Annotated in this window: 15 protein-coding genes; 9 read left to right on the top strand and 6 right to left on the bottom strand. The window is 71.6% G+C overall.

Annotation, left to right across the window (positions count from 1 at the left end; genetic code table 11):
• Nucleotides 1-15 precede the first annotated feature (15 nt).
• From EDF27_RS02025 to EDF27_RS02005, 5 genes are all read left to right on the top strand, one after another.
• Entirely contained in the window at nucleotides 16-1,812 is a 1,797-nt protein-coding gene (locus tag EDF27_RS02025; RefSeq protein WP_132046979.1) for a peptide ABC transporter substrate-binding protein, read from the top strand.
• An 86-nt stretch (nucleotides 1,813-1,898) separates the two neighbouring features.
• On the top strand, nucleotides 1,899-2,858 hold the full coding sequence (locus EDF27_RS02020) for an ABC transporter permease (RefSeq protein WP_123655298.1): 960 nt from the start codon (nucleotides 1,899-1,901) through the stop codon (nucleotides 2,856-2,858).
• A 55-nt stretch (nucleotides 2,859-2,913) separates the two neighbouring features.
• Entirely contained in the window at nucleotides 2,914-3,810 is an 897-nt protein-coding gene (locus tag EDF27_RS02015) for an ABC transporter permease (protein ID WP_123655299.1), read from the top strand.
• Nucleotides 3,807-5,504 carry an ABC transporter ATP-binding protein gene (locus EDF27_RS02010; protein WP_132046977.1) on the top strand — a complete coding sequence of 566 codons (1,698 nt, stop codon included), beginning with the start codon at nucleotides 3,807-3,809 and terminating at the stop codon, nucleotides 5,502-5,504. The genes EDF27_RS02015 and EDF27_RS02010 overlap by 4 nt, the downstream gene beginning before the upstream one ends.
• Nucleotides 5,501-6,424, top strand: a complete 924-nt coding sequence (locus tag EDF27_RS02005) for an ROK family protein (protein WP_185017375.1) — start codon at nucleotides 5,501-5,503, stop codon at nucleotides 6,422-6,424. The genes EDF27_RS02010 and EDF27_RS02005 overlap by 4 nt, the downstream gene beginning before the upstream one ends.
• 187 nt (nucleotides 6,425-6,611) lie before the next feature.
• Here EDF27_RS02005 and EDF27_RS19535 read toward each other — a convergent pair whose 3' ends face one another.
• On the bottom strand, nucleotides 6,612-8,009 hold the full coding sequence (locus tag EDF27_RS19535) for a GAF domain-containing serine/threonine-protein kinase (protein WP_165931316.1): 1,398 nt from the start codon (nucleotides 8,007-8,009) through the stop codon (nucleotides 6,612-6,614).
• Nucleotides 8,010-8,130: 121 nt separating this feature from the next.
• Here EDF27_RS19535 and EDF27_RS01995 point away from each other — a divergent pair, with 121 nt between their 5' ends.
• Nucleotides 8,131-9,018 (top strand): SDR family oxidoreductase, encoded by an 888-nt coding sequence (locus EDF27_RS01995; protein ID WP_132046975.1) that lies wholly within the window; start codon nucleotides 8,131-8,133, stop codon nucleotides 9,016-9,018.
• Nucleotides 9,019-9,080: 62 nt separating this feature from the next.
• On the opposite strand, the gene EDF27_RS01990 is transcribed toward EDF27_RS01995, so the two are convergent.
• A complete protein-coding gene (locus EDF27_RS01990; protein WP_132046973.1) occupies nucleotides 9,081-9,935 on the bottom strand; it encodes a helix-turn-helix transcriptional regulator in 855 nt (284 codons plus the stop codon).
• Nucleotides 9,936-10,036: 101 nt separating this feature from the next.
• Here EDF27_RS01990 and EDF27_RS01985 point away from each other — a divergent pair, with 101 nt between their 5' ends.
• Nucleotides 10,037-10,720, top strand: a complete 684-nt coding sequence (locus EDF27_RS01985; RefSeq protein WP_123655304.1) for an SDR family NAD(P)-dependent oxidoreductase — start codon at nucleotides 10,037-10,039, stop codon at nucleotides 10,718-10,720.
• Between the two features lie 99 nt (nucleotides 10,721-10,819).
• Here EDF27_RS01985 and poxB read toward each other — a convergent pair whose 3' ends face one another.
• Nucleotides 10,820-12,544 (bottom strand): ubiquinone-dependent pyruvate dehydrogenase, encoded by a 1,725-nt coding sequence (gene poxB, locus EDF27_RS01980; RefSeq protein ID WP_123701157.1) that lies wholly within the window; start codon nucleotides 12,542-12,544, stop codon nucleotides 10,820-10,822.
• A 100-nt stretch (nucleotides 12,545-12,644) separates the two neighbouring features.
• Here poxB and EDF27_RS01975 point away from each other — a divergent pair, with 100 nt between their 5' ends.
• A complete protein-coding gene (locus EDF27_RS01975) occupies nucleotides 12,645-13,361 on the top strand; it encodes a phosphatase PAP2 family protein (protein WP_123701158.1) in 717 nt (238 codons plus the stop codon).
• A 167-nt stretch (nucleotides 13,362-13,528) separates the two neighbouring features.
• On the opposite strand, the gene EDF27_RS01970 is transcribed toward EDF27_RS01975, so the two are convergent.
• Entirely contained in the window at nucleotides 13,529-14,779 is a 1,251-nt protein-coding gene (locus EDF27_RS01970; protein ID WP_123701159.1) for a multidrug effflux MFS transporter, read from the bottom strand.
• 47 nt (nucleotides 14,780-14,826) lie between these two features.
• On the opposite strand from EDF27_RS01970, the gene EDF27_RS01965 reads away from it, so the two are divergent.
• Nucleotides 14,827-15,264 carry a MarR family winged helix-turn-helix transcriptional regulator gene (locus EDF27_RS01965; protein ID WP_243698175.1) on the top strand — a complete coding sequence of 146 codons (438 nt, stop codon included), beginning with the start codon at nucleotides 14,827-14,829 and terminating at the stop codon, nucleotides 15,262-15,264.
• On the opposite strand, the gene soxR is transcribed toward EDF27_RS01965, so the two are convergent.
• Both soxR and EDF27_RS01955 read right to left on the bottom strand, forming a co-directional pair.
• A complete protein-coding gene (gene soxR / locus EDF27_RS01960) occupies nucleotides 15,261-15,746 on the bottom strand; it encodes a redox-sensitive transcriptional activator SoxR (RefSeq protein WP_123701160.1) in 486 nt (161 codons plus the stop codon). The two genes, EDF27_RS01965 and soxR, sit on opposite strands and share 4 nt — an antisense overlap.
• A 10-nt stretch (nucleotides 15,747-15,756) precedes the next feature.
• Nucleotides 15,757-16,221: a DUF1801 domain-containing protein gene (locus EDF27_RS01955; protein WP_123655309.1), complete on the bottom strand. Its 465-nt coding sequence runs from the start codon at nucleotides 16,219-16,221 to the stop codon at nucleotides 15,757-15,759.
• Between the last annotated feature and the right edge of the window lie 6 nt (nucleotides 16,222-16,227).

Raw genomic sequence — 16,227 nt, 5'->3', positions numbered from 1 at the left:
GTACAAGGAGTCCGCATGACCAAGCCCCGTCGCTGGGCCCTCCTCACCGGAGCGGCACTCGCGGTCAGCGCGCTGCTCGCCGGCTGTTCCGGGGGCGGTTCCGCCACCACGAACGCGAAGTCCGACGAGATCAACTACGCGCTGCCGGCCAACTTCACGCCGAACTGGATCCTCCCGATCGGCACCGCAGCGCACCTCAACACGAACAACGGCTCCATCGCGCAGTCGCTGTACGAACCCCTCGTCGCCTACGACGGCTCGACCGGCAAGATCGCGTGGAACAAGGCGGGTTCCGTCGCCACGGCCGCGGACTTCGCCAGCGACGGCAAGAGCGTCACGATGACGCTCGGCGACCGGCACTGGTCCGACGGCAAGGCCATCACGAGCCGCGACGTCGAGTTCTGGTTCAACCTGATCAAGGCGAACAAGGCCCAGTGGGGCTCGTACTCCGAGGGCAAGGCGCCGGACGACTGGACCTCGTTCAAGGCCGTCGACGACACGCACTTCACGATCACGTTCGACAAGGCGTACAACTCCGACTGGATGCTCGCGAACCAGCTGAGCCACATCATCCCGCTGCCGCAGCACGCCTGGGACAAGACCAGCGCGGACGCGAAGGTGACCGACGCGGACGAGACCACCGCCGGTGCGAAGGCCGTCTGGAAGTACCTCAACACCGCCGCGGGGAAGATCTCCGACTACGCCAGTGACGACCTCTGGAAGACCATCTCCGGGCCGTACGGCGTGACCTCGTTCACCACCGCCGGCAAGGTGCAGCTCACCGCGAACAAGCAGTACGACGGCGGCGAGAAGCCCTCCATCACGACGGTGAACCTGCTGCCGTACACGACGACCGACGCCGAGACGAACGCCGTCCGCTCCGGCGCGGTGGACTACGGCTACATCAACGCCACCGACCTCGACCAGAAGGACTCCTTCACGTCGAAGGGCTACGACGTGGAGCCGTGGACCGGCTGGGCGATCACGTACATGCCGTACAACTTCAACAACCCCACGATGGGCGCCGTCTTCAAGCAGCTGTACGCCCGCCAGGCGGTGCAGATGTCGGTCGACCAGAAGAGCCTGTCGAAGGTCGTCTTCAACGGCACGGCCACCTCGACCTACGGGCCGATCCCGCAGGCGCAGGCGTCCGACTACGTGTCCGACACGCAGAAGGACAACCCGTACCCGTTCAGCACCGCGAAGGCCAAGGCCCTGCTCACCAGCCACGGCTGGACCGAGAAGAGCGGCACGATGGTCTGCACCGACGCCGGGTCCGGCGCCAGCCAGTGCGGCGAGGGCGTCGCGGCCGGCACGAAGTTCACGATGTCCGTCCTGTCGCAGTCCGGCTCGACCGTGACCGACAACATGATGAGCGCCATCCAGTCCTCGCTCCAGAAGACCGGGATCGGCTTCACGATCAAGACGGCTCCGGTGTCGAGCGTCCTGTCACAGACCCCGACCTGCACGAGCGACGAAGCCAGCTGCGACTGGGACCTGTCCTTCTTCGGCACCGCGGGCAGCTGGTACTTCCCGGCCTACCCGACCGGTGAGTCGCTCTTCCAGACCGGCGGCTCGGCGAACTTCGGCAGCTACTCGAACAAGCAGGTCGACGCGCTCATCGACGCGACGACCACCTCGACCGACTCCGCCGCCGTGCAGCAGTACAGCGCCGCCGTCGCCAAGGACCTGCCGGTCATCTGGCTGCCGAGCCCGGACTACCAGGTCTCCGTCGTCAAGCAGGGTCTGACCGGGTTCGACCAGGACTCGCTCGCGAACTTCCACCCGGCCCAGTGGAAGTGGAGCAAGTGACCACCTGACGGGAGGCTCGGTGCGGGTCCGACCCGCACCGAGCCTCCCGTCCTGCTCGCGGCAACCAACCGACCAACGGAAGCAGCATGACCACTGCCCTCTACCTCACCCGGCGGGTGCTCCAGGCGCTCGCGGTGATCCTCATCGTCACGATCGTCGTGTTCTGCCTGCTGCACGCGCTGCCCGGCGGACCCGCTCGCGGCGTCCTCGGCGTCTCCGCGACACCGGCGCAGATCGCGGCCTTCAACCAGTCGCAGGGGCTCGACCAGCCGCTGCCCGTGCAGTACTTCCGGTTCCTCGGACGGCTGCTGACCGGCGACCTCGGCACCTCGTACACACTCAACGAGCCGGTCTCGCAGCTCATCCGCGAGCGCCTGCCGAAGACCCTCGTCCTCACCGGGCTCTCCGCCGTCCTCGGGCTGGTCATCGCGATCCCGATCGGCATGTGGCAGGCGGCCCGCCGGAACGGCGCCGTCGACTACACCGTCACCGCGCTCGCCTTCGTCTTCTACTCGACGCCGGCGTTCTTCCTCGGGCTCATCCTGATCGTGGTGTTCAGCCAGCAGCTGCCGTGGCTGCCCTCGCAGGCGCCGAGCGGCAACACCCTCGCCGAGGTCTTCCAGGACCCCGCCGGACTCGTCCTGCCCGTGCTCACCGGAGCGCTCGCGATGATCGCCGTGTTCAGCCGGTACATGCGGGCCTCGACGCTGGAGAACCTGCAGGAGGACTACGTCCGCACGGCCCGGGCCGGAGGGGCGTCGACGATGACGATCCTCCGCCGCCACGTGTTCCGGAACTCCCTGACGCCGGTCGTGGCGATGCTCGGCTACTACCTGCCCGTGCTGTTCGGCGGCGCGCTGGTGACCGAGCAGCTCTTCAACTACCCCGGAATGGGCCTGCTGTTCTGGAACGCGGCGCAGTCCTCGGACTACCCGACGCTCCTCGGCTGCGTGCTCGTCATCTCGATCGCGACCGTGATCGGCACGCTGCTCGCCGACGTCGCGCAGTCCTTGATCGACCCCCGAGTGAAGGCGGACCGCGCATGACCGGCGCAGCTCACATCGACACGTCCCGACACCGCACAGTGAAGGCAGGTCGCGCATGACCACCGTGCAGATCGCACCGGAAGCCCCCGGCGGGACCGTCTCCGTCGCGTCCACCGGGTGGCGGCTCGCCGCCCGCCGGTTCTCGCACAACACCCTCGCCGTCATCGGCCTCGCCGTCATCGTCGTGATCGTGCTGTTCTGCTTCGTCGGCCCGTTCCTGTACCCGACCGACCAGACCCACACGCAGCTGTCCCAGGCGAACCTCGGCCCGGGCGCCACGCACTGGCTCGGCACCGACGCCGTCGGCCACGACGTCCTCGGCCGCCTGATGTACGGCGGCAAGGTCTCGCTCATGGTCGGCATCGCCGCCGGTGTCCTGGCCACCGTCGTCGGGACGCTCTGGGGGTCCGTCGCCGGGTACGTCGGCGGCTGGGTCGACGCCGTGATGATGCGCATCGTGGACGCGGGCATCGCGATCCCCGCGCTGTTCATCCTGCTCGTGATCTCGGCGATCACCACGCCGGGTGTCGCCGGGCTCATCGTGATCCTCGGCCTGGTGTCCTGGCTCGTGCCGTCCCGCCTGATCCGCGCCGAGACCCTGACGCTGAAGAACCGCGACTACGTGCTGACGCTCCGCGCGATCGGCGGCTCGCACGCCCGCGCCATCGGCAAGCACCTGCTGCCGAACTCGGTCTCGACGATCGTCGTCGCGGCGACGTTCCAGGTCGCCGACGCGATCCTCCTCGTCGCGTACGTCTCCTACCTCGGCCTCGGCGTGCAGGCGCCGGCGACGGACTGGGGCGGCATGCTCTCGGCGGGACTCACCGCCGCGTACTCGGGGCGGTGGTGGCTGATCGTGCCGCCGGGTCTCGCCGTGATCCTGGTCGTCTGCGCGTTCAACGCGGTGGGCGACGGGCTCCGGGACGCTTTCGACGTGAGGGGCCGGGGATGACCGACACCATTCTGCAGACCACGGACCTCGGGGTCTCGTTCAGCACCGAGTCCGGCACGGTCGACGCGGTCCACGGCGTCTCCCTGTCGGTCGCGCCGGGCGAGACGCTCGCGCTGGTCGGGGAGTCCGGCTCGGGCAAGTCCACCGTCGCGCTCGCCGCGATGGGGCTGCTCTCCGGCAACGCGACGGCGACCGGCAGTGCGGTCGTCGCCGGCCACGAGGTGATCGGTGCAGCAGAGCCCGCCCTCCGCGGACTCCGGGGCAGCACCGTCTCGATGGTGTTCCAGGAGCCCGCCACCGCGCTCGACCCGCTCACCCGGGTGGGTGCGCAGATCGCCGAGGTGATCCGGAACCACCGCTCCGTCTCGGCAGCGGACGCTGCTGAGGAAGCCGTTGATCTGCTGCGGAAGGTCGGGATCCCCGACCCTGCCTCGCGCGCGAAGAACTTCCCGTTCCAGCTGTCCGGCGGACAGCGACAGCGCGTCGTGATCGCGATGGCGATCGCGAACTCGCCGAAGCTGCTCATCGCGGACGAGCCGACGACGGCGCTCGACGTCACGGTGCAGGCCGAGATCCTCGAGCTGCTCCGCGCACTCGCGGTGGACAGCGGGACCGGGGTCCTGCTCGTCACCCACAACATGGGTGTCGTCGCGGACTTCGCCGACCGCGTGGCCGTGATGCTCCAGGGGGCGATCGTGGAGACCGGCAGCGTCGAGGACGTCCTGCTGCGTCCGCAGCACGAGTACACGAAGCGGCTGCTCGCGGCGGTGCCCCGCCTGGACACGCCCGAGTCCGTCGCCGCTCGCGACCGGTCGGCGGCTCCGGACACATCGCTGACCGGTGTGACCGACGGGAGGCCCGGATCGGCTCCGGTGGTCGACCTGCGGGACGTCTCGGTGACGTTCGGGCGCGGGGCGCGCGCGGTGCACGCCCTGAGCGGCATCGACGTCGCGGTCCACGCGGGGGAGACCGTCGGCCTGGTCGGTGAGTCCGGCTCCGGCAAGTCCACGGCAGCGCGGGTGGCGCTCGGGCTGATCCGGCCGACCGCCGGCTCGGTGCACCTCTTCGGGCAGGACCTCCGCCGGGCCCGCGGACGGGACGCGCGGGCGCTGCGCTCCGGGATCGGCGTCGTCCTGCAGGACCCCGTCGCGTCGCTCGACGCCCGGATGTCCGTGGGGGAGTGCATCGCAGAACCGCTCGCCGTGCACCGCCGCGGGATGTCCACCAGCGATCGGCGCAGGCGTGTCGACGAGGTGCTCGACGCCGTGCGGCTGCCCCGGGCGCTCGCGAACCGGGCGCCCCGGGAACTCTCCGGCGGCCAGCGGCAGCGCGTGAGCCTGGCTCGGGCGCTCGTGCTCGACCCCCGGCTGCTCGTGGCCGACGAACCGACCTCGGCGCTCGACGTCAGCGTGCAGGAGGCCGTGCTCGAGGTCCTCACCGAGCTCCAGGGCGAGCTCGGCTTCGCCTGCCTGTTCGTGTCGCACGACCTCGCCGTCGTGCAGCACTTCGCCGAGCGGGTCGTCGTGATGCGCCGCGGCGTCATCGAGGAGCAGGGGACCACCGGGACGACGCTCCTGCACCCGACGACGGACTACACGCGGCGCCTGCTCGCCGCGGTGCCCGTCCCGGACCCGGTGCTGCAGCGGCAGCGCCGCACCGAACGGCTCGCGACCCTCGCGGCGGTGTCCTCGTGACGCGTGTGCTGGCCGGCATCGACGTCGGCGGCACGAACACGAAGGTGGTGCTCGCGACCCCGGCGCTCGAGGTGATCGACCGCCGCGACCTGCCGACGCCGGCGCACGCGGGCGGGGCGGCGATCGTGGCGGCGGCCCTCGGCGCGGTGAGCGACCTGCTCGACACGCACCGGGCCTCCTTGGCGGGTGTCGGGGTGGGCGCTGCCGGCGTCGTGGACGCGACCACGGGGACCGTCCTCGTCACGGGGAACTCGTTCACCGGCTGGGCTGGTTACGGCGTGACCGACGCGGTGTCGGCGGCACTCGGTGTGCCCGCGACGCTCGACAACGACGTGAACGCGTTCCTGCTCGGGGAGGTCGCTGCCGGTGCCGTCACCGGCGCGCGGGACGTGCTCGGGATGACACTCGGGACCGGTGTCGGCGGAGCGATCCTGCTCGACGGCACCCTCTTCGCCGGACCCCACGGCGCCGCGGGGGAGATCGGCCACGTGCCCGGGTTCGGCGACGCGCTCTGCACCTGCGGGCAGTACGGGCACCTCGAGACCATCGCCGCCGCACCGGGCATCGCGTCGCGGTACGCGGCACGGACCGGGCACCGCCTCGCCGCGCACGAGGTCGCGGACGCCGCCAGGAACGGCGACGTCGACGCGGCAGCGGTGTTCACGGACGCCGGGTGGGGCATCGCTCGGGGCATCCTGCTGACGGCGGGCATCCTCGACGTGACGACCGTCGTCATCGGCGGCGGGGTGGCGCGGTCGTGGGACCTGCTCGGGCCGGCGATCACCGCCGCGATCGCCGCCGAACCGCCGGTGAGCGGTGCGACGATCCGCGTGGAGCCCTCGACGCTCGGGTCGGACGCGGTCGCGCTCGGCGCTGCCGCGCAGGTGCGGGCGCTCGTCCGCGATCCCGAGCTCGCGTAGCGCGCGCTGCTGGCGCCGCCCCGCTCGCGGTGCTCGCGCTACCCGCGCTGCCCGCGCTGCCCGCGTGCGTCCGCGGTGCGGATCGGCGCAGCACAACCGAAACCGATCCGAACCGCGGATGTCCGTGGTTCGGATCGATTTCGGTAGTGCGACGGTCGCGCTGCCGGAGGCCGAGCGCTGAGCGGGCTCAGTGCTCCGGCGAGCCCAGGGGCAGCGCGTCGCTGGTGGAGCGGAGCGACTCCTGCCGCAACTCCAGCTGGGTCACGGCCAGTGCGGCGAGGTCCCGGAGGTTCGCGATGTCCGCGTCGTCGGTCTCCCGCGCACGGGTGTCGAGCACCGCGAGGGTGCCGATCGCGACCCCGTCGTGGCGGACCAGCGGCACGCTGACGTAGAACCGGATCCCGAGCGGGCCGGTGACCAGCGGGCTGTCGCGCATCTCCGGGTGCGCCGAGCCGTCGGGGATCACGACCGGCACCGGGACGGGCGCGAACCCGTTGCGGAAGCTGATGTTGCGCGCGGACTCGTCGATGCCCTCGGCGATGTACGACTGCGACCACTCGCGGTCCTCGTCGAGCACCTCGACCAGCGCGATCGGGGCGTCGAACAGCCGTGCCGCCATGGCGGTGGTCCGCTGGAGCGCCTCCTCCGGCAGGACGTCGAGGGTCGCGGGGCGCACCGCTGCCGGCTGCGCCGTGCTGGGCGGGACGGGGACCGGCTGTGCGCCCTGGTCGTCGCCGGCGGTGTCGGCGATGACGACGTCCCGGAGCAACGACACCAGCGCTCCGCCGGTCGGACGAGCCGCGGGGTCGCGTGCGGTCATCGCACGGAGGACCTCCTGCCAGTGCGGCGGGAGCGGCTCGGGGACGACCGGGTCCCGGGACAGCCGGGCGACCGCGGACTCGACGAGGGACCCGGGGAACTCGCGGCGCCGCGTGAAGCACTGCAGCAGCACCAGCCCGAGCGAGTACACGTCGCTCGCGGGACCCACCTCGCCGCCGGATGCCTGCTCCGGGCTGAGGTAGGCGGCCGTCCCGGTCGTCACGCCGTCCGCCGTCAGGCGCTCGACGCCCTGGGCGAGGGCGATGCCGAAGTCGGTCAGGCGTGCCCGGGCGCGATCGGCGGCGTTGCCGTAGTCGACGAGCAGGATGTTCGACGGCTTGACGTCACGGTGCACGACGCCGCGGTCGTGGATGTAGTGCATCGCCTCGGCCATGTCGTACCCGATCTCGGCGATGTGCCGTGATGCGAGCGGGCCGAGCGCGAGCCGCTCCTCGAGGTCCTGGCCGTGCACGAGCGCCATCACGATGAAGCGCTGCTGCGCGCCGTGCTGGTCCGTGACGACGCCGGCGTCGAGCAGGCTGACGAGGTTGTGGTGGTCGAGCGACGCCAGGACGCCCTGTTCCGCTTCCTGACGTGCGATGTCGACCAGCCCGGGGTGGAAGACCTTCACGGCCACCGGGCGATCAAGGGTGTCGTCGTGTGCGGCGTACACGATGGACATGCCGCCCCGCCCGATGATCGACGTCAACCGGTACCGTCCAGCGAGGAGCGCCTGCTGCGCTTCCTGACCCTCCATCGGTGCCATGCATCCTTTGTCTCGGTACCGCCGAACTGATGTTGCATCTTCGCACTCTCCGGCGCTCGGCAGCGACGGGCTGCGTGGAGCGGCTGAACGCGGTCTGCGGGAGCGTGAGGATGCTGGAGGCATGAGCCAGTACGACAAGCGCGACCCGAACACCCTCTACCCCGCACCGCCGTACCCGAAGCAGGAGCAGTCGCTGCCGGGTGCCGCGTGGAAGATGGACCCGAAGCCCGACCACGGCGAGGACAGCTACGTCGGCCTCGGCCGGCTCGAGGGCTACCGCGGGATCGTCACCGGCGCCGACTCCGGCATCGGACGTGCCGCCGCGATCGCGCTCTCGCGGGAAGGCGCCGACCTCGTCCTCTCCTACCTCCCCGACGAGCAGGAGGACGCCGAGCAGGTGCGCGACCTGCTCGAGGGCGAGGGACGCCGTGCGGTGCTGTTCCCGGGCGACATCTCGGACGAGCAGTACTGCGGCGACCTCGTGCAGAAGGCCGTCGACGAGTTCGGCGGGCTCGACACCCTCGTCATGGTCGCCGGTCGGATGGACAGCAATGACGACATCCTGACCCTCGACACGTCCATGTTCGACTCCACGTTCAAGACGAACATCTACTCGCTGTTCTGGCTGACCAAGGCCGCGGTCCCGCACCTCGAGCCGGGCTCGACGATCGTCACCACGGGGTCGATCCAGGCGTCGACGCCGTCCCCGGACAAGATCGACTACGCCGTGTCGAAGGGCGCGATCAAGCTCTTCACCGAGGCTGTCGCGCAGCAGCTCGCGCCGAAGGGCATCCGCGTCAACTCGGTCGCGCCGGGGCCGGTGTGGACGCCGTTGCAGCCGGGCTCGGACGACGCCGAGACGGTGTCGCACTTCGGCGAGCAGTCGCCGTTCGGGCGCCCGGGCCAGCCCGCGGAGCTCGGCGCGGCGTACGTGCACCTCGTCAGCCCCGAGTCGAGCTACCAGTCGGGTTCGACGATCACGATCGCCGGCGGCACCCCCGCGTTCTGACGACGGCGGCCGCTCGCCCGCCGGCCGCTCGCCCGCCGTCCGCTCGCCCGCCGTCCGCGCGGCTAGCGCTCCTCGGCGAGCGACTGCGTCCCGAGCACGATCGCCAGGGCGAGCCGCTCGGCGTCGACCGTCCCCGGCTCCGCCGTGTACGCCAGGATGCAGAGGTCCTCGGGTGCGACGACGAGCGAGTCGCAGTCGAGCGTGATCCGCCCGACCGCCGGGTGGTCGATCACCTTCCGCCGCGACGGCGCGGTCGGCGCCCCGGAGCCCGACGCCCAGAGCTCCACGAACCGCGGACTCGCCTGGCGCAGGTCCCGCACGAGCCGTTGCAGCTGCCGGTCCAGCGGGTACCGGGCCACCGTCATGCGGAGTGCCGCGACCAGCGACTCCTCGAACGCCGCCTGCTCCGCGTCGGTGTGCACCGCACGGCTCCCCGGCCCGACGAGGTGTCGCCAGGCCGTGTTCCGCTCGTGCCCCGTGTACGCCGAGATCGACCCCATCAGGGCGTCGTGCGGCGCGTTGGCCACGAGGAGGTTCCCGGCGGCGTCGAGGACCGCGACCGGGGTGTCCGCCAGCCGGTCGAGCAGCCGCTGCACGCTCGGCGGGATGCGCGTGGGGACGACGTCCGCGCCGGGGGCCGCGTGCCCGGCGAGCCGGTAGAGCAGCTCGCGCTCGGCATCGGCGACCCGCAGTGCGCGGACGAGTGCCTCGACGACCTGGGCGGACGGCGACGTCGCACGCCCCTGCTCGAGCCGGGTCAGGTAGTCGGCCGAGATGCCCGCCAGCCCGGCGAGTTCCTCGCGCCGCAGCCCGACCGCCCGCCGCCGCGGCCCGACGGCGACGCCCACGGCGTCGGGAGCGACGTGGTCGCGGAGCCGCCGCAGCGTGCTCCCGAAGTCCGAGACCGATTCCGTCATGTGGCCAGTCTGCGCGTCCGCGACGAGCGGGTCCTGGCCCCGGCAGTCCTACGACAACGGGACGACTCCCTGCGCCGGCCGGGGCGACGGACGCTGGACCCATGACAACGACACTCGTGACCGGAGCCACCCGTGGCCTCGGCAAGGAAACCGCCCGCCAGCTCGCCGCAGCGGGGCACACCGTCTGGATCGGCGCCCGGAACGCCGAGCAGGGAGCCGCGGTCGCCGCGGAGATCGGTGCCCGCTCCGTCCAGCTCGACGTCACCGACGACGACTCGGTCGCCGCGGCCTTCGCACGGATCGACGCCGACGGGGGCCTCGACGTCCTCGTGAACAACGCCGGGATCGCGATGTGGGGACTGAACGGGCCCGATGCGCTCGCCGTGTTCGACACGAACGCCGTGGGCATCGTCCGCACGACCGAGGCCGCGCTCCCGATCCTCCGCCGCTCCACCAACCCCCTCGTGGTGAACATCTCGAGCGCGCTCGGTTCCTTCACCGCGGTGCACGACCCGGAGAGCGCCGCGTCGACCGTGCAGGCCGCGGTGTACGGCGCGAGCAAGTCCGCCGTGACGATGCTCACCGTCCAGTACGCCCGGATGGCGCCCGAGGTGCACTTCGTCGCGCTCGAGCCCGGCTACACCGCGACGGAGCTCGGCGGCGTGCCGAACCCGCACGGGCGCCCCGTCGAGGTCAGCGCGGCGACCGTGGTGGCCGCCGCCAGCGCGGGCCCGGAGGGCCCGACCGGCGTCCTGCTCGAGGATGGTCAGCCCCTCGGCTGGTGACCCTGGTCCCGACCAAGGTCGCGACCAGAGTCGCGACCAGAGCCGGACGGGAGGCCCGGTGCCAGCTGGCACCGGGCCTCCCGTCCGGCCGTGGTTCCGTCAGATGAACTGACGGAAGTTGGTGGACGCCAGGTCCAACAGCTCGTCGCCGCGGCCGCTCAGCACGGTGCGGATCGCGTAGAGGGTGAAGCCCTTGGCCTGCTCGAGCGTCACCGCCGGCGGCATCGAGAGCTCCTGTCGGTCGGACTTCACCGACACCAGGGCGGGCCCGTCGTGGGCCAGTGCAGCGGCCATCGCGTCCTCGAACTCCACGGACTCGTCGACGCGGAAGCCCTTGATGCCGATCGCCTCGGCGACGGCGGCGAAGTCCGGGTTCTGCAGTTCGGTGCCGTAGTTCACGAAGCCGGCGGCCTTCATCTCCAGCTCGACGAAGTTCAGCGACGAGTTGTCGAACACGACGATCTTCACGGGCAACTTGTTCTGCACGATCGTGATGAGCTCGCCGAGGAGCATCGTCAGCCCACCGTCGCCCGCCATCGCGATCACCTGCCGGTCGGGGAACGCGGCCTGCGCGCCGATCGCCTGCGGGACCGCGTTCGCCATCGTGCCGTGCACGAACGAGCCGATCAGCCGGCGCTTGCCGTTCATCGTCAGGTACCGCGACGCCCACACGACGGGGGAGCCGACGTCCGGGATGAACACGGCATCGTCGGCGGCGAGGCGGTCGAGCACCCGCGCGACGTACTGCGGGTGCAGTGCCTTGTGCTTGCCGGCGGGCACCGCCAGGTCGTCGAGCTTCTCGCGGGTCTTCGCGTAGTGCTTCCGCGCGTCCTGCAGGTGCCGGGTCGGCTTCGAGCCGTGCAGCAGCGGGATGAGGGCGAGCGCGGTGTCCTTCACGGTGCCGACCAGGCCGATGTCGACCGGGTGTCGGCGGCCGAGCTGGGACCCCCGGATGTCCACCTGCACGTGCTTCGCCTTCGCGGGGAAGAACTGCTGGTAGGGGAAGTCGGTGCCGAGCATCAGCACGACGTCGGCGTCCTCCATCGCGCGGTAGCCGGACGCGAACCCGAGGAGGCCGGTCATGCCGACGTCGTACGGGTTGTCCCACTCGATGTGCTCCTTGCCGCGGAGGGCGTGCACGATCGGGGCCTGCAGGCGTTCGGCGAGGGCGACGACCTCGTCGTGGGCCCCAGCGACCCCCGCGCCCGCGAGGATGGTGACCCGGTCCGCGCCGTTCAGGAGCTCGGCGGTGCGCTGGAGCTCCGCCTCGCTCGGGATGATGCGGGGCGTGGTGCGCTCGATCGTCGTGACACGGTCGTTCTTCGCCTCGGCGAGCAGCACGTCGCCCGGGATCACGAGCACGGCGACACCGCGCTTCTCGATCGCCTCGCGCATCGCGATCTCGAGCAGGCGCGGCATCTGGGTCGGGTCGGCGACGTACTCGACGTACACGGAGCACTCGCGGAACAGCTCCTGCGGGTGGGTCTCCTGGAAGTAGCCGGAGCCGATCTCCGCGGTGGGGATGTGCGCGGCGATGGCGAGCACCGGCACACGGGACCGGTTCGCGTCGTAGAGGCCGTTGACCAGGTGCAGGTTCCCCGGGCCGCAGCTGCCGGCACAGACCGCGAGGTCCCCGGTGAGCTCGGCCTCGGCGGAGGCGGCGAAGGCGGCCGCTTCCTCGTGGCGGACGTGCTCCCACCGGATCGTGCCGTCCTTCCGGAGCGCGTCGGTGAACCCGTTGAGGGAGTCGCCCGGCAGGCCGTAGATGCGCTGGACGTCGTTCTTGCGGAGGGTGGCGACGATGTTCTCGGCAACGGTTGGCATGCTCCCTGTGTAGTCCTCCGGCCACGCCCCTTGCCGCCCGCTGTGTGCTTTCTGATCGTCTTGGCACGTGCTCGCGAGGGCAGGGTGCGACGATGGTCGGATGATCGACGACGCGCCGCCGCTCCGCCCACGACGGCGAGAGCCCGACGCGAACGGCATCCTCGTCCGCTCGCCCTACCCGCTGACCACCGTGGCGGTCGGCATCGGCGCCGTCGTGCTCATCACGGTCATCGGGTTCTTCCTGGGTACCGTGGACATCGGACTCTCCCGCGCGCTCAACGCCCTGCACACCGGGTTCATCGGCGCGGTCACGAACGGGGTCTACCACGCGATCAGCCCGGCGCCGGCGCTGGTCGTCACCGTCGTCGTGACCGGTGTGATCTGGGCCGTGCAGCGGAACATCCGGCCGGCGGCGGCGTTCGCGGGCGTGGTCGCGATCACGTGGGTGCCGTCCGCGATCGTCAAGGAGATCGTGCACCGTGCCCGGCCGGACGTCGCCGTTCTGCCGCACCCGTACCCGGTGCAGCCCGACCCGGGCTACCCGAGCGGGCACACCGTCTTCATGGTCGCCTTCACCATCGCGCTGTGCTGGGTCCTGCGGGACACCCGGTGGCACCGGCTCGCGGTGGTGCTCGGGACGATCGCGGTCGTCGTCGTGTGGTTCTCGGTGACGATCGACGCGGTGCACTACCCGACGGACGCGCTCGCCTCGGTGGCGTGGGCGCTGGCCGTGGCCCCGGCCGCCCGGGTGGTGTGGGCTGACTGGCTGATGCCGCGGTTGCCGCTGCTGCGTCCTGCGGAAGCCGTCAGTCGCTGACACCTCCGCGCGGACGGGCTTTCGGGCGAGGTCACCCACCGCGCGAAGTCACCCACAGCGGCCGCGATGGAAAGTGGAATCGCGCGTCAGCGGTCGGAACTTCCGACTGCCGACGCGCGATTCGACTTCCTCCGCGGGGAACGACCGCCTACGCGGGGCACGACCGCCTACGCGCGGGCCGGTGCGCGCCGCCCGCGGGCCGCCAGCAGCGCGACCACCGCGATGACCGCGGACGCGACCATCACGACGGCCAAGGGCGCCGCCGTGGCGGACCCGCCGATGCTCACCAGCGGGGACACGAGCGCGGCGAGCCCGAACTGCAGGGCGCCGAGCACGGCCGAGGCGCTGCCGGCAGCCGAGGGGACGGCCCCGAGCGCCAGGGCTGTCGCGTTCCCGAGCACCAGGCCGAGGCTGCCCACCGCGGTGAAGAGCGGCACGGCGAGGAAGAAGACCGGTGCGGACGTGACGACGAGCACGGCGAAGGCCACCGTCGACGCCAGCACGAGCACGATGCCGAGCGACAGCACCCCGACGACCGAGCGCTTCTCGGTGAGCTTGGCGGACAGGATGCTCACGCCCATCAGTGCGAGCGCGTTGATGCCGAACGCGATGCCGTAGGCCACGGTGCCGAAGCCGATCATCTCCTGGTACAGGAACGGCGAAGCCGAGATGTACGCCATCATCACGGCGAACGCGAAGCCGAACACCGCCGTGTAGCCGAGGAAGGTGCGGGAGCGGAGGGCGCGGAGCGGTGACCCGGTGGCCTGCCGCTCGACGCGGAGCTGGTCGCGGCGAGCACGGAGGTGGGTCTCGCGGATCACGGCGAGCACCGCCACGAGCATCACGATCGACAGTCCGAGCACGATCGTGAGCAGGCCGCGCCAGCCGATCGGGCCGGTGAGCAGACCGCCGAGCAGCGGGGCGACGACGGGTGCGACGCCGCCGACGATCATCATCAGCGAGAACGCGCGGGCCGCGGGCTTGCCGGTCGCCAGGTCGGAGATCACGGCGCGACCGATCACCATGCCGGCCGCACCACCGAGGCCCTGCAGCAGGCGCGCGACGATGAGCACGCCGACGTTCGGCGCGAGCACGGCCGCGGCGCTCGCGAGCACGCAGACCACCGCGCCGGCGATCAGCGGCGGCACGCGGCCGAACCGGTCGGACAGCGGGCCGAACACGAGCTGGCCCGCGGTGACGCCGACGAGGAACGCGGTGAGCGTCAGCTGGACGGTCGTGGCCGATGCCTGCAGCTCGGTCGTCATCTCCGGGAACGCCGGCAGGTACAGGTCGGTGGCGAACGGCGCCACCGCACTGAGGAGGCCGAGCACCAGGAGCAGTGCGGTGGTGATGCCCTGCGATCGGGTGGTCGGAGGTGTCGCGATGTGCGCGCGGATGGAACCGGTGTTCGTCGTCATGGTTATGAAATCATAACCCATGCCCGAGCGGCGGTACAGTGCTGCCCATGGACCCCGCGGTGACCGACGACGTGCTCGCCGAACTCGCCGACGCCGTGCTCCGGATCTCGCGGGAGGTCGACCCGCACGGCACGACCGCGCTCGACATCGTGCCGCTCACCGGCACCGAGGCGCTCGTGATGCGCTGGGTCGACATGCACCCGGGCACGTCGCCGAGCGCCACGGCGGAGGCGACCGCACTGCACCGGAGCAACCTCAGCGTGGCGCTCAGGTCGCTCGTGGCGAAGGGCATGGTCGACCGTCGGCCCGACCCGGCCGACGCCCGGCTCGTCCAGCTCTTCTCGACCGAGCGCGCCCAGGAGAGCATCGCGATCCTGCACGCACACTGGGCCCGGAAGCTGCGCGACGCCCTGGGGGCCGACACCGCCGGGGTGCAGGCGGCGCTCACGCTCCTCACCCGCATCGACGACGGCCTGCGGGGCTAGTCGGCCGCCGGGGCCTCGTCCTCGATCGGCAGGAGCCGCCGTGCGCCGTGCCCCTCGGCGCCGAGCGCGTCGCCCGGGTTCATCACGAGGCAGGCGTTCAGGGACACGCACCCGCACCCGATGCACTGCGTCATCTCCTGCTGCAGCCGCTCGAGCTCGAGCTGGCGTGCCCGGAGCCGCGCGCGCCACCGTTCGTTGAGCCGGTTCCAGTCCCGAAGCGACGGCATCCGGTCCTCCGGCAGCGCCGCGAACTGCTCCGCGACCTCGCTCAGCGGGATGCCGAGCCGCTTGGCGACCTGGATGATCGCGATGCGCCGTTCCATGTGCCGCGGGTAGAGCCGCGTCCCACCGTCGGTCCGCTCCGGGTGGATCAGGCCCTTGCGCTCGTAGAAGTGCAGCGCGCTGGCCGCCACCCCGGTGCGTGCGACGACCTCGCCGATCGTCAGGAGATCGGTCGGTCGCGGGTGCGGGATCTCGACCATGGTGGAGATCCTACGAGCGCGAACCGACCGCCCGCCGGACCAGCTCGGACACCGTCGCCTCGTCCGCCGCCGAGAACTCGGGCGTGACCGCCCACGACGTCGGCCAGAACGTCCCGTCGTCCAGCTGCGCCGGGTCCTGGAACCCGAGGGTGGCGTAGCGCGCCTTGAACTTGGCGGCGTCCTGGAAGAAGAACACCACCTTGCCGTCCGCCGCGTACGCCGGCATGCCGTACCAGAGCCGCGGCGCGAGCTCCGGTGCCGCCTGGAGCGCGATGCGGTGGATCCGCTCCGCCAACCCGCGGTCCGGCTCGGGCATCGCCGCGATCTTGTCCACGACCGCCTGCGCCTCCGCTGCGGCCTTCTCCGCCTTCGTCCCGCTGCGCGAGCGCGCTGTGCGCCGTTCCGCCGCGGCTTCCTGCATCGCAGCGCGTTCCTCGTCCGTGAACGTGCCCTCGGTCTTCGTCGTCCGTGCCATGGTCGT

The organism is Curtobacterium sp. PhB136, from assembly GCF_004346855.1.
Classification (GTDB): Bacteria; Actinomycetota; Actinomycetes; order Actinomycetales; family Microbacteriaceae; genus Curtobacterium.
Note: the sequence above shows the minus strand (reverse complement) of the source record. Positions and strands in the feature narration are given on the sequence as shown.

Coding starts and splice junctions, on each gene's coding strand:
- EDF27_RS02025 (WP_132046979.1), top strand. CDS start 16: ATGACCAAGCCCCGTCGCTGGGCCCTCCTCACCGGAGCGGCACTCGCG.
- EDF27_RS02020 (WP_123655298.1), top strand. CDS start 1,899: ATGACCACTGCCCTCTACCTCACCCGGCGGGTGCTCCAGGCGCTCGCG.
- EDF27_RS02015 (WP_123655299.1), top strand. CDS start 2,914: ATGACCACCGTGCAGATCGCACCGGAAGCCCCCGGCGGGACCGTCTCC.
- EDF27_RS02010 (WP_132046977.1), top strand. CDS start 3,807: ATGACCGACACCATTCTGCAGACCACGGACCTCGGGGTCTCGTTCAGC.
- EDF27_RS19535 (WP_165931316.1), bottom strand. CDS start 8,009: ATGGCACCGATGGAGGGTCAGGAAGCGCAGCAGGCGCTCCTCGCTGGA.
- EDF27_RS01995 (WP_132046975.1), top strand. CDS start 8,131: ATGAGCCAGTACGACAAGCGCGACCCGAACACCCTCTACCCCGCACCG.
- EDF27_RS01990 (WP_132046973.1), bottom strand. CDS start 9,935: ATGACGGAATCGGTCTCGGACTTCGGGAGCACGCTGCGGCGGCTCCGC.
- EDF27_RS01985 (WP_123655304.1), top strand. CDS start 10,037: ATGACAACGACACTCGTGACCGGAGCCACCCGTGGCCTCGGCAAGGAA.
- poxB (WP_123701157.1), bottom strand. CDS start 12,544: ATGCCAACCGTTGCCGAGAACATCGTCGCCACCCTCCGCAAGAACGAC.
- EDF27_RS01975 (WP_123701158.1), top strand. CDS start 12,645: ATGATCGACGACGCGCCGCCGCTCCGCCCACGACGGCGAGAGCCCGAC.
- EDF27_RS01970 (WP_123701159.1), bottom strand. CDS start 14,779: ATGACGACGAACACCGGTTCCATCCGCGCGCACATCGCGACACCTCCG.
- EDF27_RS01965 (WP_243698175.1), top strand. CDS start 14,827: ATGGACCCCGCGGTGACCGACGACGTGCTCGCCGAACTCGCCGACGCC.
- soxR (WP_123701160.1), bottom strand. CDS start 15,746: ATGGTCGAGATCCCGCACCCGCGACCGACCGATCTCCTGACGATCGGC.
- EDF27_RS01955 (WP_123655309.1), bottom strand. CDS start 16,221: ATGGCACGGACGACGAAGACCGAGGGCACGTTCACGGACGAGGAACGC.